Below are 19,819 nucleotides of genomic sequence, written 5' to 3'. Positions count from 1 at the left end.
GTCGCCTCCTCGACCCGGCGACACGGCGATCCGCCGCCCCGCCGGCGGAGCGGCCTCACCTCACCGGACGAGGTCCTTGAGGTAGGCGGCGGTACGGCTCCCGGGCACGGCGGCCACCTCGGCGGGGGTGCCCGCGGCGACCACCCGGCCGCCCTCGTCACCGCCGCCGGGCCCCAGGTCGACGACGTGGTCGGCGGTGGCGACGATCCGCATCTCGTGCTCGGCGGCCACCACGGTCGCGCCCGCGTCGATGAGGTCGCGCAGCCGCTCCATGAGCACGTCGGCGTCGTGGGGGTGCAGTCCGGTGGTGGGCTCGTCCAGCAGGTAGACGGTGTCGGCGACGGTGCGGCGCTGGAGTTCGGCGGCGAGCTTGATCCGCTGCGCCTCCCCGCCGGACAGCTCGGTGGCGGGCTGGCCCAGCCGCAGGTAGCCCAGGCCGACCGCGCTCAGGGTGTCCAGCGAGCGCGCCACGGAGGGCACCCGGGCGAAGAACTCCAGCGCCTCGTCCACCGACAGGTCCAGGACCTGGGCGACGGTGAGCCCCCGGTAGGCCACCCGCAGGGTGTCGGGGTTGTAGCGGGCGCCCCCGCAGTCGGGGCAGGGGGCGTAGGTGCTGGGCAGGAACAGCAGCTCCACGGACACGAACCCCTCGCCCTCGCAGGTGGGGCACCGCCCCTCGGGCACGTTGAAGGAGAACCGCCCGGGCCCGTACCCGAGCGCCTTCGCCTCGTCGGTACCGGCGAACAGCCTGCGCACCGTGTCGAACAGCCCCGTGTAGGTGGCCGGGTTGGAGCGCGGGGTGCGGCCGATGGGCTTCTGGTCCACCCACACCGCCCGTCCGCGTGCGGCGGCGTGCTCCCCGATCGCGCCGAGCAGGGTGGACTTGCCCGAGCCGGACACACCGGTGACGGCGGTGAACACTCCCAGCGGCACGTCGACGTCGAGCCCGCGCAGGTTGTTGCGGTCGATCCCGCGCAGCTCCAGGGTCCCGGAGGGGGTGCGGCCGATCCGTTCGGGGACGGGGGGATCGAAGAGGTAGCGGCGGGTCACCGACTCCCCGACCTCCGCCAGTCCGGGCACCGGGCCGCTGTAGAGCACCCGGCCGCCGTCGGCCCCCGCCCCGGGCCCCACGTCCACGACCCAGTCGGCTCCCCGCACGATGTCCATGTCGTGCTCCACGAAGCACACGGTGTTGCCGCCGTCGCGCAGCCGCCGCAGGATGCCCGACAGGGCCTCGCAGTCCGCCGGGTGCAGCCCGGCCGACGGCTCGTCCAGCACGTACACCACCCCGAACAGGGCGGTGCGCACCTGCGTGGCCAGCCGGATGCGCTGGAGTTCCCCGGTGGAGAGGGTGGGGGCGGGGCGGGCGGTGCCCAGGTAGCCCAGGCCCAGCTCCACCAGGACCCCGACGCGGGCGGTGATGTCCTGGACGAGGGCGCCCGCGGGGCCGGGGTCGTCGTGCCAGGGGGCGAGCAGGTCGGCCAGCGCGGAGAGCGGCATCCGGGCCAGCTCGTCGATGCTCCGGCCCGCGAAGGTCACGCGCAGCGCGGCGGCGTTGAGCCGCCGCCCGTCGCACCCGCGGCAGGCCCGCTCGTCCATGAAGGACCGGGCGCGCTCCCTGCGGGCCTCGCTGGCCGAGGACGCGTACGCCTTGAGGACCAGCCGCCGGGCGCTGCTGTAGGTGCCCTGGTAGGGGCGCTGCACCCGGCCCGCCTCCCGGACGGGGTGCACGGTGACCACCGGCTGTTCGTCGGTGAACAGGATCCATTCGCGCTCCTCGCGCGGGAGCTCGCGCCAGGGGCGGTGGACGTCGTACCCGAGGGTGTCGAGGATGTCGCGCAGGTTCTTGCCCTGCCAGGCGCCGGGCCAGGACGCGATGGCGCCGTCGGCGATGCTCAGGGACGGGTCGGGGACCAGCGACCCCTCGGTGACCTCGTACTCCACGCCCTCCCCGTGGCAGACGGGGCAGGCGCCGACCGCGGTGTTGGGGGAGAAGGAGTCGGAATCCAGATGTTCGGCCCCGGGCGGGTAGGTCCCCGCCCGGGAGAAGAGCATGCGCAGTGAATTGGAGACCGCGGTCAGGGTGCCCACCGTGGACCGCCCCGAGGGGACCGAACGGGCCTGGGCCAGGGCCACCGCGGGCGGCAGCCCGGTGATGCCGTCGACGTCCGGCGCGGGCAGCTGCTGGAGGAGGCGGCGCGCGTACGGCGCGACCGACTCCAGGTAGCGGTGCTGGGCCTCGGCGTACAGGGTGCCGAACGCGATCGAGGACTTGCCGGACCCGGACACCCCGGTGAACGCGACGAGCGCGTCGCGGGGCAGGGAAACGTCCACGGCGCGCAGGTTGTGCACCCGCGCGCCGCGGACCCGGATGTGGGCGTCGGTGTTCTCCATGCTCAGAGGATTACCCGACGCGGCACCGTTCCCGGTCCGCGGCCCGCCCGGGGGCCGCGGACCCGGGGGTCAGCCGGTGTAGTTGGGGTCATCCGCGATGGGCGGGGCCGGGGCGGCGCTGGGGGTGTCGGGGTCCCACGGGTCCTCCTGCGGCGCCTCGGGGGGCGCGGGGGCCGGGTCGCTCGGGTCGGCGGGCGCGTTCCCCTCCTCCGTGGGCGGGTCGGTCGGAACGCCGGGGTGGCCTCCCTCGCCGGGGGTCGGGGCCGGGGTGGCGACGGCGGCCGGCTCGGCCGGGGCGTCGTCCGACGCGAGCGCCGGGGCGGCGCCGAAGAAGGCCGCCGCCATGGCGGCGACGATGAGCATCCGGGACTTCACTCGCATGGTCGACCTCTTGTCGTTCTCGCTGTCGGGTGTTCGGGGGTCCGCTCGGTGAGCGGTCATTCGGTGATCTCGACCGGGGTTCCCAGCGGCAGGCGCTCGGCCATCCAGGTGATGTCGTCGTTGGACACGCGGATGCAGCCGTGGCTGACCTCGCCGCCCAGGCCCGACTCGTCGTCGGTGCCGTGCACCGCGAGCTGTCCGGGCCCGCCCGCGAAGGTCTCCAGGGTGTCGGAGTGCCCGCTGAGCCCGAAGGCATAGGCGCCGTAGGCGCCCCCGGGGTCCGAGGGTTGGAGCAGCTCGGTGAAGTAGTACTCACCGGGCGGTGTCGGGGTCTCGCTCGTCCCGATGCCGATCGGTCCGGTCCGGAGCTCCTCCCCGCCCTCGACGACGGTGAAGGAGAACTCCGACATGTCGATCTCCACGCGGAACTCGGTGGCGGTGAGTTCGACGTCGTCGGCCTCGATCCAGCCGGTGGAGCCGTTGGGCCGCACCGGCAGCAGCACCTCCAGCCAGTCGCCCCGGACCTGCCGGACGAGGAAGGTGCGGTCCGCGCCGAAGTCGTTCGGGCTGGCGAGGGTGTGCACCACCTCGCCGCCGTCCGGCTCGGAGCGGACCTCGACCTCGTCGCCGACGGCCGTGGCGATGTAGGAGCCCTCGGGTGCCGCGGGCTCCTCCGCCCGCCCGGACGTGCCGGAGGGTTCCTCCGGGGAGTCCGGAGCGGACGAGCAGGCGGTGGCCGCGGCCAGGGCCGCGGCGGCGGCCAGGGCGGGCAGGGCCACGGAGGCTCCGCGGGGCATCAGGGATCGGCGCATGGGGTCCATCCGGTCGGGTGGTCCGGCCGGGCTCTCCGTGCCGGACGCCATGAAGAGTGGACGAGGAATGTGAAGAACCCGTGTGGCCGCCGTGTGCGTCCTGTGTTCCGACCTGGGGAGACCTCTTCCGGCCCCGCCGCGCCGGCGGGCGGCGCCCGTACGATCGTCCGTGTCGGGGGCCCTCTCCCCCCATCGGTGAACGGAGGTCCTCCACGTGTGCGCGCATGTCCTGGTGGCCGAGGACGACGTGAACCAGGCCGAGCTGATCCGGCGCTATCTGGAGCACGAGGGCCACGCGGTCCGCGTGGTCCACAACGGTCGCGCCGTGCTGGAGGAGCACCACCGCGACCGCCCCGACCTGATCGTGATGGACGTGATGATGCCGGTGATGAGCGGCCTGGAGGCGTGCCGGGTGCTGCGCGCGGAGTCCGACGTGGCGGTGCTGCTGCTCACCGCGCGCTCCACGGAGGAGGACCTGCTGGCCGGGCTCGACCTGGGCGCCGACGACTACGTCACCAAGCCCTACAGCCCGCGCGAGCTGATGGCGCGGGTGCGCACGCTGCTGCGGCGTTCGCGCACCCCGGTCCGGGACGAGGAGCGGGTGCTGAACGCGGGGCCGATCACCGTGGACCCGGCCCGGCACGCGGTGCTGGTGGACGGGGAGCCGGTGGAGTGCACCCCGGTGGAGTTCCAGCTGCTGCGGGCCCTGGCCGCCCGGCCGGGCCGGGTGCTGAGCCGGGCCCAGCTGCTGGAGCTGATCCACGGGATCAGCGGGTACATCACCGAGCGCACCATCGACGTCCATGTGAAGAACCTGCGCCGCAAGATCGAGCCGAACCCGCGGCGACCGGTCCGGCTGGTCACCGTCTACGGGGTCGGCTACAAGCTGGTGGGGCCCGAACGTGGCCGCTGAGCGCCGGCGGGCCCGGCGGGGCCGCTCGGGGCGGAGCCGGTCCGGACGGCGGGTCTCGCTCCGGCACGGCCTGCTGTTCCGCCTGTTGACGGGCTCGGTCCTGGTGGCGGTCTGCTCGATCACCGCGACGGCCTGGCTGTCGGTGCAGCGGACCTCGGAGTCCATCAACGTCCAGCAGGGGGAGACCCTGGCGGTGGACACCCACATCCACGACACCCTCGTCGGCTACGCGGCGACCCACCGGGGGTGGGAGGGGGTCGAGGAGACCGTCCGGGCCCTGGCCGGGGAGACCGGCCGCCGGATCGTCCTGACCACCGAGGGCCGGGCCGTGATCGCCGACTCCGCCCTCCCCGCCGCGGAACCCCCGCAGGGGGCCGCCGGGGACGCCCCGCCGCTGCCGCCCCGGACGTCGTCGGTGGTGGACGCGCTGGCGGTGGACGTGACCCTGGCCGCCGGGAGCGGAGACCGCATCGACCCGCGGGCGGTGGGCCCCTTCGCCCTGACCGACCACGAGCGCGCCCTGCTGCGCGCCGACGCGGAGCAGGGCGCGGACTGCCTGCGGACGCTGTACGGAGTGGCGGCGGAGGCGGTGACCGGGCCGACGGGGCGCCCCGTGGTCGAGACGGAGCAGGCCGACGCGTACATGTGGGACGACTGCGGCCTCGACGCCCTGGACCGGCCGGTGGGGGGCGAGGAGGAGGCCCTGGCCGACCTGAACGCCCTGGCCGCCGACTGCGCGCCCGACTCCGGGACGGACCTCGTGTACGCCATGGACGGCCGCACCGGGGGCCTCGTGATCACGGGACCCCCGTCGGCCGACCCTCCTGAGGCGGCGGACGATGCCCGGGCCCCGGCCGCTCCGGAGGACCCCGCCAACGTGTCGCCGTCGGAGGACCCGGGCGCCGCCCCGCCCGAGGAGGGGGCGGGGGGAGACTCCGGGGCGGAGGAGCCGCTCCCCGGCGGGGAGCCCTCCATCGCCCCGGAGGCCCCGGCACCGGGTGAGGAGGTCCCGTGGGAGGTCCCCCAGGACCCGCAGGACCCCTGGGAGCCCGCACCGTCCCGCGCCCCCGACCCCTCCGGCGCCGGGAGCCTGACCGGGTCCCGGGTCGAGGTGCCGCCGGAGGCGGCGCCCTGCCTGGACGCCGCCCGCCGCGCCCAGCTCGACCCCTACGTGGCCCCGGCCGCGCTGCTCTTCATCGACGACCCCGCGGAGGACGCCGCGGCGGGGCCCTCCCTGTCCCGCGAGGGCGTGCTGCGCGTGGGCGGGGTGGTGGTGCTGGTGCTGGTGCTGACCGTGGTGGTGAGCACGACCCTGGCGACGCGGCTGCTCCGTCCCGTCCACGCGCTCACCGACGCCGTCAACCGGATGCGCGAGGGCGGCGGCCCGGCCCGGGTGGAGGTCCGCGACTCCGGCGAGATCGGCCGCCTGGCGGAGGCGTTCAACGAGATGTCCGAGCACCTGGAGCGGGCCGAGGAACAGCGCAAGGCCATGGTGAGCGACGTGTCGCACGAGCTGCGCACCCCGCTGAGCAACCTGCGCGGCTGGCTGGAGGCCGTCCAGGACGGGGTGGTCGACCCCGAGCCGGACCGCATGGGGATGCTGCTGGGGGAGACCCTGCTGCTCCAGGCGGTCATCGACGACCTCCAGGACCTCGCCCTGGCCGACGCCGGGCGGCTGCGCCTGGACCCGGAGCCCGTGGAGGCCGGCCCGCTGGTCGAGCAGGTGGTCGCGGGCCACGGGCTGCGCGCGGAGGAGGCCGGGGTGCGTCTGGTCTCCGAGGTCCGCGACGTGACCCTGGTGGCCGACCGCACCCGGCTGCTCCAGGTGCTGGGGAACCTGGTCGGCAACGCGCTGCGGCACACCCCCGAGGGCGGGACCGTGACCGTGCAGGCGCACCGGGCGGGCTCCGAGGCGGTGCTCCGGGTGAGCGACACCGGGGTCGGCATCGCCCGGGAGGACCTACCGCACGTCTTCGACCGGTTCTGGCGGGCGGACAAGTCCCGCAACCGGCGCACCGGCGGCAGCGGCCTGGGGCTGGCCATCGTGCGCGGGCTGGTGGAGCTGCACGGCGGGACGGTGGCGGTGAGCAGCACGGTCGGGGAGGGCACGGCCTTCACCCTCCGGCTGCCCCTGGCCGGTCCCCCCGGGAGGGGACCGGCCCGCGGAAGCCCCTAGTGCCTGTTCTCCGAACGCTCTCCCGCGCCGCCGGGGGTTCCGGAGGCCCGGCGGAGACGTCCTCGAGGAGGGTCTGCGGCCACAGGCCCTCCGTTGAGGACCTCCCGCCGCTCGACGGTCGGGCCGCAGCGCAGCGGAGGTTCAGAGGAGCACGGCCTAGGCCAGGCCGCGGCGGCGGAGCAGCGGCTCCAGGCGCGGTTCGCGGCCCAGGAACTCGGCGGTGGCGCGCATCGGGTCGACGCTGCCGCCCACCGAGAGCACGTACCGGCGGAAGCGGTCGCCGTTCTCCCGGGTGAGGCCGCCGTTCTCGTTGAACCACTCCACGCTGTCGGCGTCCAGGACCTCGCTCCACACGTAGGAGTAGTAGCCCGCGTGGTAGTCGCCCGCGAAGCAGTGCTGGAGGTACGCGGTCCGGTAGCGGGGGCGGACCAGGTCCAGGGCCAGGCCCCACCTCTCCAGCGCCTGCGCCTCGAAGGTCCCCGGGTCCACCTCCTGCCCGGGGGCGATCCGGTGCCAGGACCAGTCCAGCAGCGCCGCCGCCAGGTACTCGACCGTCGCGAAGCCCTGGTCGTAGCGCTCGGCCGCGGCCAGCTTCTCGATGAGCTCGGCGGGCACCGGCTCCCCGGTCTCGTGGTGGCGGGCGTAGTTCGCCAGGATCTGCGGGTGGTTGGCCCACATCTCGTTCACCTGGGAGGGGAACTCGACGAAGTCGCGCGGCACCTCGGTGCCCTCCAGGCGCGGGTACCGCACCGCCGACAGCAGCCCGTGCAGGGCGTGCCCGAACTCGTGGAAGGCGGTGTTGACCTCGTCCGGGGTGAGCAGGGTCGGCCCCGAACCCGGCTTGGTGATGTTGAGGTTGTTGACCACCACCGGCTTCTGCCCCAGCAGCTCGGACTGCTCCACCAGGTTGTGCATCCACGCGCCGCCCTGCTTGGTGGGGCGGGCGTAGGGGTCGAGCAGGAACAGGCCCATCCCCGAGCCGTCGGTGTCGAACACCTCCCACACGCGCACGTCCGGGTGGTAGCCGGACAGGTCGGCGCGCTCGGCGAAGGTGATGCCGTACAGGGCGGTGGCGGCGTGGAAGACGCCGTCGGTGTAGACCCGGTCCAGCTCGAAGTACGGGCGCAGCGCCGCCTCGTCCACCTCGTAGCGGTCGCGGCGCACCTGCTCGGCGTAGAACGGCCAGTCCCACGGCTCGATCGGGTGCCCGGCCAGCTCCGCCAGCTCCTCGGTCTGGCGCAGGACGTTGCGCACAGCGGGCTCGACCATGGCGCCCAGCCGCTCCTCGACCGCCTCGGGGGTCTTGGAGGTCTGGTCGGCGACCTTGTGCGAGGCGTGGTCGGCGTAGCCGAGCAGGGCGGCGCGCTCGGCGCGCAGCACCGCCATGCGGGCGGCGATCTCCGTGTTCTCCGGGGCCCGGTCGACGCTGAGCCGGAAGAGGCGCTCGCGCACGGACCGGTCGGTGAGGCGGGCCATCAGGGGGTGCAGGGTGGTGTTGTGCAGCGGCAGCGCGTAGGTGCCGTCCTCGCGGGCGGCCGCGGCGACGCGGTCGCCGTCCAGGCCGTCCAGCTCGGCGGCGTCGGTCACGACCAGCGCGGACTCGGTGGCGGCGGTCACGCCGTTCTGGCCGAACTCGGTGGACAGCCGGGCCAGCTCGCCGTTGATCTCCCGCAGCCGCTCCTGGGCGTCGCCGTCGAGCCGGGCGCCGGCCTTGACGAAGTCGGTGCGGTAGCGCTCCAGGAGCGCCTCGTCCTCGGGGCCTTCGGCGGTCACCTGCTCGATCCGCTCCCACAGGGCGCGGTCGAGGGTGATGGCGTCGGCGTGCGCGCTCAGCCGGGGCATCATCTCCGTCTCGATCTCCTGGACGCGGTCGGAGGCGTCGGAGGAGGTGAAGGTGAAGAAGACGTTCGAGACACGGCGCAGGATCGCGCCGGAGCGCTCCAGGGCGACCAGGGTGTTCTCGAAGGTGGCGGGGGCCGGGTCGTTCTTGATCACCTCGATCTCGGCGAGCTGCTCGGCCATGCCGCGCTCGAAGGCGGGGACGAAGTGCTCCTCGCGGATGTTCGCGAAGTCGGGGAGCCCGTAGGGCAGACCGCTGGGTTCGAAGAACGGGTTCTCGGTCTCGGTCAAGGTCAGGACTCCTCGGGGTCGTGCGTCGGTCTCCGTGCCGTTCTACCGCGCCCGAGTCGTCCCGTCACCCCACTTTCGTTCAGGGCTGATCCCCGACCCCACTCCTCCTTCAGTCAAGCTGAAGGTTCACGTATGCTTCAGGCAACCTGAAGGATGGAGGCCTGATGGACACCTACGGCGACCTGCCGTTCCCCCGTACCGGGCTCGCGCTCGACGCCCTGCGCCTGGCCCGCGACACGGAGTCCCCGGCGATCTTCAACCACAGCATGCGCAGCTATCTCTACGGCCGGTTCCTGGGGGAGCGGCAGGGGCTGCGCCCCGGCCACGACTACGACGACGAGCTGCTGTTCCTCGGCTGCGTGCTGCACGACATCGGCCTCACCCCGCACGGGGACCGGGGCGGGCGGTTCGACATCGACGGCGCCGACACGGCCGCCGCCTTCCTCCACGACCGGGGCGTGGCCGCCGACCGGGTCGAGGTGGTCTGGGACGCCGTCGCCCTGCACCTGTGCTTCGACGTGGCGATCCGCAAGCGGCCCGAGATCGCCCTGGTGACCGCGGGCGCCGGTTACGACCTGGGACCGGAGGGCCCCGCCCTGCCCGAGGGGTACGCCGACCGGGTCCACGCGGTGCTGCCCCGCCTGCGCGCGGCCGCCGCGCTCCACGACGCGATCGTCGACCAGGCCCTCGCCGACCCGGGCAAGGCGCCGCCGTTCAGCACCCCGGGGGAGCTCCTGCGGCAGCACACGGGGGAGCGGTGGCCCACCTGGCGGGAGCTGATGTCCGGCGAGGCGGGCTGGGGCGACTACGCGGGGATCTGAGAGCGGCCCTTCGGGGCGGCCCCGTCGATGAGTCGCCGGGACCGCATGTCCCCCTGTCGACATGCGGTCCCGGCGGGTGCCGGCCCCCGGCTCCGGACGGGTTCAGCGGCCGTACGGCGGCGGGACCGGGGGGCCGGGGTGGTACGCGCGCTGCTCGCGGACCGTCTCCGGGCTCCCGATCCCCGCTGGGAAGGGCGCCTGGAGGGCGGCGGGGTGCATGCCGTGCGCCAGCAGGGCGTGCTTGAGGCCGTCCGCGTCCTTGACCCGGGCGACCAGGTACCGGCCGTCCCGGGTCACGAACTCCATGCCCCCGCCGGCGCGGCGCTTGGTGAAGTTCCCGTCCGTGCGCAGCGTGATGTCGCGCAGCCGGAAGCGGGCCGAACCCGCGTAGGAGATCTCCGCGACGGGCAGCCGCAGGCGCTCGCTCTCGGGGATCTCGCCCATCCCCAGCAGCAGCACCTCCGCGAGCGGCACCTTGGACAGGGTCAGGACACCGTCGCGCACCTCCACGCGGACCGAGGCCACCCGCGAGACCAGGGCGCTGAGCAGCAGCCCGATCCCCAGTGCCAGGAACACGTAGAAGGTCGCCTGCCAGAACTCGAAATTGATGTAGCCGAGCGACGCGACCGCCATGAGGGGGAGGGGGATGAGGAAGCCGAGGGCGCGCACGAGCGGGGCCACCGTGACCCGTGAACGGTAACGGGGCGCGGCCGCGCGCTGTCGGGGGTGCGGGTGCGTCAAGGGGGTCTCGCTTTCGGTTCAGGGGCTCGGGGCGGGAGGCCGACGCCCTTTCGACGTGTGCTCTCCCCCCGCGGTTCTCTCTCGGCCGCGGGCACGGCCGCCGCCGGATCGGCAGGTCGCCGGGCCGACACGGGGACAGGCCGACACGGTGACACGGCGCTTTGTCGACACGGCGGGCGGAACCGGTCGGCCCTCCCCTCAGACCCCCGCCGCCGTGTCCCGGTCGCGCCACCCGGCGGCCTCCGCGGTGCGCCCGCGGTCGTCGAGCAGGGCGGCGAACCGGTCCGCCGCCCCCGGTACGCCCGCCTCGGCGGCCCTCTCGAACCAGGTGAACGCCTCGTCGGCGCGCCCCTGCCCCGCGCACAGCAGGCCGAGCCCGTACAGGGCGGTGAGGTCCCCCGGTTCCCCGATACCGAGGCGGTCCGGGTCCTGCGCCGCGTCGACCGCGCGGAGCAGCCATGGCTCGGCCTCCTCCGCGCGCCCCCGTTCCAGCAGGAACACGCCGAGGTCGCCCAGGTACTCCGGCGTCCCCGTCTCGGCCGCGCGGCGGAACCACTCCTCGGCCCCGGCGTCCGCCCCCCGCGCGGCCAGGAGCCCGGCGAGCAGGTGGCCGGCGGCCGGAACCCCCTCCTCCGCGGCGGGGAGCAGCCACTCCGCGGCCTCGTCCGCGCGGTCCAGCTCCGCCAGCAGGCGGCCGAGCAGCAGGACCCCTCCGGGCTGCCCCTCCTCCGCGCTGCGCCGCGCCCAGTCGGCCGCCTCCCCGGTCCGGCCCCTCTCCCAGAGCAGCTCGCCCAGGTACATCGCCGCCGCCCCGCAGTCGTCCACCTCGGCCGCGGCGCGGTACCAGTGCTCCGCCTCGTCCGGCAGCCCCCTGCCGTGGAAGAGCGAGCCGAGGTCCATCCGGACCCGGGCGTCCCCCTGCCCGCCCGCGCGCCGCCACCACTCCCGGGCCTCGTCCGCGAGGCCGTGCTCGTCCAGCAGCACCCCCAGCCGGACCATCTCCCCGGGGCCTCCCCGGTCGGCGCGCCGCCGCCAGGCGTCGGCCCGGCCGGTGTCGCCCGCGCCGGCGGACCACTCGGCCAGCAGGTGCGCCGCGGCCGAGCGCGAGGAGCCCTCCTCCGCCTCGCGCCGCAGCCATTCCGCGGCCTCCTCCGCCCGCCCCCTCCCGCATTCCAGCAGTGCCAGGTGGATCCGGGCGTCGGGGACGCCGCCCCGCACGGCCCGGCACAGCCACTCCCGCGCCTCGTCCGCGCGGCCGCGCACTGCCAGCAGCACCCCCAGGCTGTAGGCGGCGTCCTCGGCGCGCGGCGGGCCCGCGGCCGCGGCCCGGGCGTACCAGTCCTCGGCCTCGTCGAGGCGGCCCCGGCCGCGGCAGAGGTTCCCCAGGACGAACATGTGGAACCCGGACCCGGCGTCGGCCGCGACCCGGTACCACTCCTCGGCCTCCGCGGGCCGCTCCCGTTGCAGGAGGGAGCCCAGGCCGCCCGCGGCCCCCGTGTCCCCGTGCGCGGCGGCCCTGCGCCACCAGAGTTCGGCTCCGGGGTGCCACCCCAGGTCGAAGAGCAGGCCGGCCAGGGCGGACATGGCGGGCGGGTGCCCCGCCTCGGCGGCCCGGCGCAGCCAGGCCTCCGCCCCGGCGATCCCCCCGTCCTCGTAGCGGGCCGCCTCCAGGACCCCGTCGTCGGCCAGGGCGGTCCACAGGGCCTCGACCAGGGACGCGGCCTCCGGGTCGCCCGCGCCGGAGACGTGCCCGGCCAGCTCCCGCATCACCGCGGGGGAGCGCTCGTACAGGTCCTCGGCCAGTTCCGCGCCGCGCTCGTCGCCGAGCGCCTCGAACCGCTCCGCGAGCAGTTCCAGCAGTTCTTCCGGGGCGGCCGGGAGGGCGGCCGCGCCCCCGCCGCCCGCGGGGGTGTCGTCGTGTCGCATACACGGGATGCTCGCAGCCCGGTGGGACGGCCGGGCGGGCCGGTGCCCGCCCCCGCGTGTATCTCACGTGTATCCCGGATGTATCCGGCCTCCCTACCGTGGTCGTCGGCCTCCGGGGCACACCGGAGGCCCGGTACGGGGCCGCGGAGCCGTGGCCCGGAAACGGAGTGTCATGTTCGGGAAGATCGGAAGGCTGGGCGACCGGCTGCTCGCCCGCGTCGTCCCCAGGACCGCGGCCGGCGCCGCCTCCTGCTGGTACGAGTACGCCCCCATCAGCTCCCCCTGTATCCGGCGCACCTGCTGCAACATCGGCGGGCACGTCGGGGTCCAGTGCACCTCCTACCGCCCCTGCTGACCCCCCGACCGCAACGACCGGAGAGGACCCCATGATCGGTTCCCTGGGCGACCGGCTGCTCGCCCGCATCGTCCCCAAGACCAAGGCGGCGGCCAATCCCTACTGCTGGTACCAGTACGCGCCGGTGACCTCCCCCTGCATCCGCCGCTACTGCTGCGACCCGCCCGGCAGCACCCCCGTCACCTGCACCTACTACAGGCCCTGCTGACCCGCTCGGCCGCCGAGGAGCACCGCCCATGACCGTGACCGCGCCCGAACCGCTCCGGAAGGCGGCACGGCCGTGACGGCGGTGCTCCTCGCCGCCGCCGGGATCGCGGCGGCGGCCCCGCTCGCCCTGCTCCTGTGGGCCAACCGCACGCTGGTCGCCGTGGACGTGGTCGGGCACAGCATGGAGCCCGCCTTCCACCACGGCGACCGGGTGCTCGTGCGCAGGGTCCCCGCGAAGCGGCTGCGCGTGGGTGACGTGGCCGTCCTGGGCCGGCCCGACACGGGCGACCTCCGGGACCTCGCCCTGATCATGGGCTCCGTACCGCCCTGGGTGGTCAAGCGGGTCGCGGCGCTGCCCGGCGACCCCGTCCCCGCCTCCGTTCCCGCCAGGGGCGGCACGGTGCCCCCGGGGCACCTGGTGGTCCTGGGCGACAACACCGGCCACAGCACGGACTCGCGGGTGTGGGGACCCGTCCCGGACGACCGGGTCCTCGGGGTCGTCCTGCGGCGGATGACCTCTCCGCGCACCCCGGCGGCATAGGCGGAGCGGCGGCGGACGCGGCGGCACGACCCCCTCCGACCGGGGACCGCGCCTTCGAACAGGTGAACCACCGCGTGACAGCGGGCGTCTCCCCTCCCAGAACGCACTTCGCCCGATCGGAACACCATGCGCCCCACCCGCTTCGCCCACGCAGCCCTCCTCGCGGTCCTGGCCCTCACCGGCTGCGGCGGCTCCGAGCCGACCGCCGAGAACGCCCGGGCCGAGTGCGAGAACCACATCAGCCGGGACGCGGAGCCGCCGGGCTCCGTCGAGTTCGGCGCGTCCTCCGAGGTCACCGCGGTCGACGATGACGACGAGGACCTGTGGCAGTACGAGGTCGCCGGCAGCGTCGAATCGGGCGACTTCTACGACTCGGAGGTGCCCACCGACTACACGTGCCTCGTCGTCAACAACGGCGGCGACTGGGTCGTGGTGGACCTGCGCTCCGGCGGGGAGTGACCGGACACCGGCCGCCCGGACCGGGGCGGACCGCCGGATCCGGGTCGACATGGCGATTCGACGCGTTGTCGACCCGGCGCCGCACCCGCCGGGAGCAGGGGTTCAGGCCGGGGCGCCGCGAAGGTCCCCGCGCCCGGGCGGCGCGGAAAAGGGAAAGAGCCCTGCCCTCCGGGTGGAGGAGCAAGGCTCTCGACTGTGCAGACAGTGTGGGCGTACCAGGACTTGAACCTGGGGCCTCATCCTTATCAGGGATGCGCTCTAACCGACTGAGCTATACGCCCTTGTTCCGTGTGGAACTCTACCGCATCCGGGGGACCGGGGCGAACCGGTATCCGGGGGCGGGGTGAAGCCGGGACGCGGCACGCGCGGCCCTCTTCACCTTCGATTTTACCGGCTGCGGTGAGTGCTCCGAACACCCGCCGGAACGCCGGCGGGCCCGGCCCCCGAAGGGTCCGGGCCCACCGGGGCAGGATCGCTACTCGGCCTCGGAGAGGGTGATGTCCAGCCCGCCCACCAGGTCCGCGACCAGGTTGTAGACCATGGCGCCCACCGTCGACAGGGCGGTGATGAGCACGATGTTCAGCGCCCCGACCACACCCGTGTAGCCGAGCACCCGGCCGGGGGAGAACCACGCGGCGGGGTTGAGGCCCAGCTCGTCCTCGCCGCCGCCGTCGCCCTCCAGCAGGGCGGTGATCATGTTCGTCAGCTCGTCGAACACGCCCAGCATGGACAGGGTCACGTAGATCACGGCGATCGCGACGAACAGGATGATGAAGCACACCAACGACACGACGAAGCTGAACTTCATCACCGACCACGGCTCCACGCGGGACACGGTCAGGTGCGCCTTGCGGCTGCTGAGCGTCGCCTTGCCCGCCGCAGCCTCCTGGGGCTCGGAACCGCCCGGGGTCTCCGTCATGGTGGCCGCCTCTCCGCCGCCCTCCAGGGCCGTGTCGGTCGTCTCCACGTCCCCTGCGGGAGCGGTGTCGTTCGTGGTGGTGTTCCGCTGGTTGTCAGACATAGAAACGTTCCGCTGGACTTTCCTTGAGAGCGGGTGGTTGAAGCGACCTGGACCCGCGGGGATGGTCCGTACCCCCACGGGTCCTATCGGGACTTAACGCGCAGTCTAGGCCTCGGGTTCGCCTTCGGCCGCGACCGTCTCCTCGACCGTGTCGCCCTCGGCGGCCTCCAGCTCCTCCTCGGCGTCACCGGCCTCGGCGTTGCGGGCGATGGCGACGATCTTGTTGCCCTTGTCGAGGTTCATCAGCCGGACGCCCATGGTGGTGCGGCCGGACTGCTTGACCTCGGCGGCGCCGGTGCGGATGACACCGCCGGCGGAGGTGATCGCGAAGACCTCGTCGATCTCCGGGTCCACCATGAGCGCGCCCACCAGCTTGCCGCGGGCCTCGACCACCTTGGCGGTCAGCACGCCCTTGCCGCCCCGGTTCTGCACCGGGTACTGGTCGGAGGGGGTCCGCTTGGCGTAGCCGTTCTCGGTGGCGACCAGGACGTCGGTGGACCCGTCCCCGGGCCGGATGACGTCCATGCTCAGCAGGTAGTCGCCCTCCAGGAACCGCATGCCGATCACACCGCTGGTCGCCCGGCCCATCGGGCGCAGCGACTCGTCGGAGGCGGGGAAGCGGATCGCCTGGGCGTCGCTGGAGATCAGCAGCAGGTCGTCGTCGCCGAAGACCAGGCGGGCGGCGATCAGCTCGTCGCCCTCGCGCAGGTTGATCGCGATGATGCCCGCCGAACGCGCCGAGTCGAAGTCCTCCAGCCGGGACTTCTTGACCAGGCCCTCGCGGGTGGCCAGGACCATGTACGGCGCGGCCTCGTAGTCGCGCAGCGCCATGATCTGGGCGATCTCCTCGCCCGGCTGGAACGGCAGCAGGTTGGCGACGTGCTGGCCGCGCGCGTCGCGGGCGGCCTCGGGCAGCTCGTACGCCTTCGTCCGGTACACCCGGCCCTGGTTCGTGAAGCACAGGATCCAGTGGTGGGTGGTGGTGACGAAGAAGTGCTGGACGATGTCGTCCTGCTTGAGCTGCGCCCCGCGCACGCCCTTGCCGCCGCGCTTCTGCGCCCGGTAGTTGTCGATGCGCGTGCGCTTGGCGTACCCACCGCGGGTGATCGTGACGACCACGTCCTCCTCCGCGATGAAGTCCTCCATCCGCATGTCGCCCTCGAACGGGATGATGTGCGTGCGCCGCTCGTCGCCGTACTTGTCGACGATCTCGCCCAGCTCCTCGCGGATGATGGTCCGCTGGCGGGTGTCCGACTCCAGGATGTCGGTGTAGTCGGCGATCTGCGCCATGAGCTCGTCGTACTCGGCGGTGAGCTGGTTGCGCTCCAGGGCGGCCAGCTTGCGCAGCTGCATGTCGAGGATGGCGCGGGCCTGGACGTCGTCGATGTCCAGCAGGCCCATGAGGCCGGTGCGGGCGTCGTCGGCGGAGGCGCTGGAGCGGATGAGGGCGATGACCTCGTCGATCCGGTCCATGGCCTTGAGCAGCGCGCGCAGGATGTGGGCGCGCTCCTCGGCCTTGCGGAGCAGGTACCGGGTGCGCCGGACGATGACCTCGATCTGGTGCTTGACCCAGTGCCGGATCATCTGGTCCAGGCGCAGGGTGCGCGGCACCCCGTCGACCAGCGCCAGCATGTTGGCGCCGAAGGTCTCCTGGAGCTGGGTGTGCTTGTACAGGTTGTTGAGCACGACCTTGGCGACGGCGTCGCGCTTGAGCACGATGACCAGGCGCTGGCCGGTGCGGCCGCTGCTCTCGTCGCGCACGTCGGCGATGCCGTTGACCTTGCCGTCCTTGACCAGGTCGGCGATCTTCAGCGCGAGGTTGTCCGGGTTGACCTGGTAGGGCAGCTCGGTGACGACCAGGGTCTGGCGGCCCCGCTTGTCCTCCTCGACCTCGACCACGGCGCGCATGGTGATGGAGCCGCGCCCGGTCCGGTACGCCTCCTCGATGCCGCGCTTGCCCACGATGAGGCCGCGGGTCGGGAAGTCGGGGCCCTTGATCCGCGCGATGAGCGCGTCGAGCAGGTCCTCGTCCGAGGCCTCGGGGTTGTCGAGGTACCAGTCGACGCCCTCGGCGACCTCGCGCAGGTTGTGGGGCGGGATGTTGGTGGCCATGCCGACCGCGATGCCCGAGGAGCCGTTGACCAGCAGGTTCGGGAAGCGGGCCGGCAGCACGACGGGCTCGGAGGAGCGGCCGTCGTAGTTGGGCCGGAAGTCGACGGTCTCCTTGTCGATGTCCCGCAGCATCTCCATGGCCAGCGGGGCGAGCTTGCACTCGGTGTACCGCATGGCGGCCGCCGGGTCGTTGCCCGGGGAGCCGAAGTTGCCGTTGGGGTCGACCAGCGGCATGCGCATGGACCACCACTGGGCCAGCCGGACCAGGGTGTCGTAGATGGCGCTGTCGCCGTGCGGGTGGTAGTTGCCCATCACGTCGCCGACGACGCGGGCGCACTTGAAGAACCCGCGGTCGGGGCGGTAGCCGCCGTCGTACATCGCGTACAGCACGCGCTGGTGGACGGGCTTGAGCCCGTCGCGGACGTCGGGCAGGGCGCGGCCGACGATGACCGACATCGCGTAGTCGAGGTAGCTGCGCTGCATCTCGACCTGGATGTCGACCGGCTCGATGCGGTCGGTGACGCGTTCCAGCTCCTCCACGGAGGATTCCGCTCCCTCAGGGGCGTCCGGGTTGTTCGCATCCGTCACGGATGTCGATCCCTTCTACGAAGCTTCGTTGAGCTCGGTTCACTGCCCGGGACACGGCCCGGGCCCGGTCCCTAGATGTCCAGGAAGCGGACGTCCTTGGCGTTGCGCTGGATGAAGGCGCGCCGGGACTCGACGTCCTCCCCCATGAGCACGCTGAACATCTCGTCGGCCTGGGCCGCGTCCTCCAGGCTGACCTGGAGCAGGACGCGGCGGTCGGGGTCCATGGTGGTGTCCCACAGCTCGCTGGCGTTCATCTCGCCCAGGCCCTTGAAGCGCTGCACCATGTCGCGCGGGCGCGGGTCCCTCTTGCCCGCCGCGATGCCCGCCTCGATCACCCGGTCGCGCTCGGCGTCGGAGAAGGCGTAGCTCGCGTCGGTGCCGCGCTGGTCCCACTTGATCTTGTACAGCGGGGGCTGGGCCAGGTAGACGTGGCCCAGCTCCACCAGCGGCTTCATGAAGCGGAACAGCAGGGTGAGCAGCAGGGTCCGGATGTGCTGGCCGTCGACGTCGGCGTCGGCCATCAGGATGATCTTGTGGTACCGCAGCTTCTCGACATCGAACTCCTCGTGGATGCCGGTGCCCAGGGCGGTGATGATCGCCTGGACCTCGTTGTTCTTGAGGATGCGGTCGATGCGGGACTTCTCGACGTTCAGGATCTTGCCGCGGATGGGCAGGATGGCCTGGTTGTTCGGGTTGCGGCCGCCCTTGGCGGAACCGCCCGCGGAGTCGCCCTCCACGATGTAGACCTCGCACTCCTCCGGGTTGGTCGACTGGCAGTCGGACAGCTTGCCGGGGAGGGAGGTGGACTCCAGGAGGGTCTTGCGGCGGGTGAGGTCGCGGGCCTGGCGGGCGGCGATGCGGGCGCGGGCCGCCTGGCTGGCCTTGGACACGATGTCCTTGGCCTCGCCGGGGTTGCGCTCGAACCAGTCGCGCAGGTGCTCGTTGGTGACCTTCTGGACGAAGGACTTGGCCTCGGTGTTGCCGAGCTTGGTCTTGGTCTGGCCCTCGAACTGCGGTTCGGCGAGCTTGACCGAGATGATGGCGGTGAGGCCCTCGCGGATGTCGTCGCCGGTGAGGTTGTCGTCCTTCTCCCGCAGCAGCTTCTGGTCGCGGGCGTACCGGTTGACGATGGTGGTGAGCGCCGAGCGGAAGCCCTCCTCGTGGGTGCCGCCCTCGGTCGTGTTGATCACGTTCGCGAAGGTGTGCACCGACGAGGTGTAGGAGTGGTTCCACTGCATGGCGATCTCCGCCGACATCCCCTCGCCCTCTTCCTCGAAGGAGATGATCGACGCGTGCGCCGGCTCCTTCTTGGCGTTGATGTAGCTGACGAAGTCGGAGAGGCCGTTCTCGTAGTGGAACGTGTTGACCGTCGGCCCGCCGTCGGTGTGGTCGGGCCGCTCGTCGCGGATGGTGATGGCGAGCCCCTTGTTGAGGAACGCCGTCTCCTGCAGGCGACGGGACAGGGTCTCGTACGAGAACGTGGTGGTCTCGAAGATCGAGCCGTCGGGCCAGAAGGTGATCTGGGTGCCGGTCTCGTCGGTGGCCTCGCCCTTGACGAGCTCGCCCGTCGGGGCGGTCATCTCGTAGTGCTGGCGCCAGACGTGGCCCTCGCGGCGGATCTCGACGTCCAGGGCGGTGGACAGCGCGTTGACGACGGACACGCCGACGCCGTGCAGGCCGCCGGAGACCGCGTAGGACTTGCCGTCGAACTTGCCGCCCGCGTGCAGCGTGGTGAGGACGACCTCGACCGCCGGGCGCTTCTCCACCGGGTGGAGGTCGACGGGGATGCCGCGGCCGTTGTCGGCCACCCGCACGCCGCCGTCGGCCAGCAGGGTCACCTCGATCGCGTCGGCGTGGCCCGCCATCGCCTCGTCGACGGAGTTGTCGACCACCTCGTAGACGAGGTGGTGAAGGCCGCGCTCCCCGGTGGAACCGATGTACATCCCGGGGCGCTTGCGAACCGCTTCAAGCCCCTCCAGAACCGTGATTGATCGAGCGTCGTAGGCCAAGTGGGTACACCCTCCTGCTGGGGACGCCTGCCGACCGCGGCCGAGCGGATGACGACGGGCCGACGGCACGGGGACCGCAGGGTCGGGGATACCGCGACACCTGGGGGATCACCGTTCGCCGCACGGTCCGTCCGCCCACCCTCTCTTGGGGGCGTGATACCGGCTACAGGCGTCTGAAGAACCGTCTCCATGATACCCCGCGCGGTACGACAAAGTGGCATTGGCGGCCCTGT

General features: G+C 73.2%; 16 protein-coding genes and 1 tRNA gene. 7 read left to right on the top strand and 10 right to left on the bottom strand.

The genetic code is table 11. The features are described from left to right. Positions 1-60: 60 nt before the first annotated feature. The 3 genes from K1J57_RS09180 to K1J57_RS09170 all read right to left on the bottom strand — a co-directional run bounded on the left by K1J57_RS09180 (position 61) and on the right by K1J57_RS09170 (position 3,596). Positions 61-2,394 carry an excinuclease ABC subunit UvrA gene (locus tag K1J57_RS09180; protein WP_220564015.1) on the bottom strand — a complete coding sequence of 778 codons (2,334 nt, stop codon included), beginning with the start codon at positions 2,392-2,394 and terminating at the stop codon, positions 61-63. Positions 2,395-2,463: 69 nt separating this feature from the next. Continuing rightward, complete coding sequence (locus tag K1J57_RS09175) at positions 2,464-2,775, bottom strand: hypothetical protein (protein WP_220564014.1); 312 nt, start codon at positions 2,773-2,775, stop codon at positions 2,464-2,466. A gap of 56 nt (positions 2,776-2,831) precedes the next feature. After that, positions 2,832-3,596, bottom strand: coding sequence for a L,D-transpeptidase family protein (locus tag K1J57_RS09170; protein ID WP_220565427.1), 765 nt, complete (start codon positions 3,594-3,596; stop codon positions 2,832-2,834). Positions 3,597-3,801: 205 nt separating this feature from the next. Between K1J57_RS09170 and K1J57_RS09165 the strand changes: the two genes are divergently transcribed. Next, positions 3,802-4,500, top strand: coding sequence for a response regulator transcription factor (locus K1J57_RS09165; protein WP_220564013.1), 699 nt, complete (start codon positions 3,802-3,804; stop codon positions 4,498-4,500). Next, positions 4,490-6,676, top strand: a complete 2,187-nt coding sequence (locus K1J57_RS09160) for an ATP-binding protein (protein ID WP_370634636.1) — start codon at positions 4,490-4,492, stop codon at positions 6,674-6,676. Before K1J57_RS09165 ends, K1J57_RS09160 begins: the two co-directional genes overlap by 11 nt. A 156-nt stretch (positions 6,677-6,832) precedes the next feature. On the opposite strand, the gene K1J57_RS09155 is transcribed toward K1J57_RS09160, so the two are convergent. After that, positions 6,833-8,806 (bottom strand): M3 family metallopeptidase, encoded by a 1,974-nt coding sequence (locus K1J57_RS09155; RefSeq protein ID WP_220564012.1) that lies wholly within the window; start codon positions 8,804-8,806, stop codon positions 6,833-6,835. Positions 8,807-8,970: 164 nt separating this feature from the next. Between K1J57_RS09155 and K1J57_RS09150 the strand changes: the two genes are divergently transcribed. Continuing rightward, complete coding sequence (locus tag K1J57_RS09150) at positions 8,971-9,627, top strand: HD domain-containing protein (RefSeq protein ID WP_220564011.1); 657 nt, start codon at positions 8,971-8,973, stop codon at positions 9,625-9,627. A gap of 102 nt (positions 9,628-9,729) precedes the next feature. Here K1J57_RS09150 and K1J57_RS09145 read toward each other — a convergent pair whose 3' ends face one another. Together K1J57_RS09145 and K1J57_RS09140 are read right to left on the bottom strand one after the other, a co-directional pair. Beyond that, the gene (locus K1J57_RS09145) at positions 9,730-10,308 is read right to left on the bottom strand and encodes a hypothetical protein (RefSeq protein WP_220564010.1); all 579 of its coding nucleotides are present in this window, start codon (positions 10,306-10,308) and stop codon (positions 9,730-9,732) included. Between the two features lie 258 nt (positions 10,309-10,566). Continuing rightward, complete coding sequence (locus tag K1J57_RS09140; RefSeq protein ID WP_220564009.1) at positions 10,567-12,294, bottom strand: tetratricopeptide repeat protein; 1,728 nt, start codon at positions 12,292-12,294, stop codon at positions 10,567-10,569. A 172-nt stretch (positions 12,295-12,466) separates the two neighbouring features. Here K1J57_RS09140 and K1J57_RS09135 point away from each other — a divergent pair, with 172 nt between their 5' ends. The 4 genes from K1J57_RS09135 to K1J57_RS09120 all read left to right on the top strand — a co-directional run bounded on the left by K1J57_RS09135 (position 12,467) and on the right by K1J57_RS09120 (position 13,856). Then, entirely contained in the window at positions 12,467-12,649 is a 183-nt protein-coding gene (locus tag K1J57_RS09135; protein ID WP_220564008.1) for a hypothetical protein, read from the top strand. Between the two features lie 31 nt (positions 12,650-12,680). Continuing rightward, entirely contained in the window at positions 12,681-12,857 is a 177-nt protein-coding gene (locus K1J57_RS09130; protein WP_220564007.1) for a hypothetical protein, read from the top strand. Between the two features lie 72 nt (positions 12,858-12,929). After that, the gene (locus K1J57_RS09125) at positions 12,930-13,397 is read left to right on the top strand and encodes a S26 family signal peptidase (protein WP_220564006.1); all 468 of its coding nucleotides are present in this window, start codon (positions 12,930-12,932) and stop codon (positions 13,395-13,397) included. Positions 13,398-13,523: 126 nt separating this feature from the next. Further along, a complete protein-coding gene (locus tag K1J57_RS09120; protein WP_220564005.1) occupies positions 13,524-13,856 on the top strand; it encodes a hypothetical protein in 333 nt (110 codons plus the stop codon). 207 nt (positions 13,857-14,063) lie between these two features. On the opposite strand, the gene K1J57_RS09115 is transcribed toward K1J57_RS09120, so the two are convergent. From K1J57_RS09115 to gyrB, 4 genes are all read right to left on the bottom strand, one after another. Beyond that, positions 14,064-14,137 (bottom strand) — tRNA-Ile (locus K1J57_RS09115). Positions 14,138-14,331: 194 nt separating this feature from the next. Then, the gene (locus K1J57_RS09110; RefSeq protein WP_220564004.1) at positions 14,332-14,877 is read right to left on the bottom strand and encodes a DUF3566 domain-containing protein; all 546 of its coding nucleotides are present in this window, start codon (positions 14,875-14,877) and stop codon (positions 14,332-14,334) included. A 105-nt stretch (positions 14,878-14,982) separates the two neighbouring features. Further along, positions 14,983-17,577 (bottom strand): DNA gyrase subunit A, encoded by a 2,595-nt coding sequence (gene gyrA, locus K1J57_RS09105; RefSeq protein WP_220564003.1) that lies wholly within the window; start codon positions 17,575-17,577, stop codon positions 14,983-14,985. Positions 17,578-17,648: 71 nt separating this feature from the next. Beyond that, positions 17,649-19,556: a DNA topoisomerase (ATP-hydrolyzing) subunit B gene (gene gyrB, locus K1J57_RS09100; protein WP_370634676.1), complete on the bottom strand. Its 1,908-nt coding sequence runs from the start codon at positions 19,554-19,556 to the stop codon at positions 17,649-17,651. Positions 19,557-19,819 lie beyond the last annotated feature (263 nt).

This window comes from Nocardiopsis sp. MT53 (assembly GCF_019598965.1).
GTDB classification, from domain to species: domain Bacteria; phylum Actinomycetota; class Actinomycetes; order Streptosporangiales; family Streptosporangiaceae; genus Nocardiopsis; species Nocardiopsis changdeensis.
This window is presented reverse-complemented; position numbering and strand designations above follow the sequence as displayed.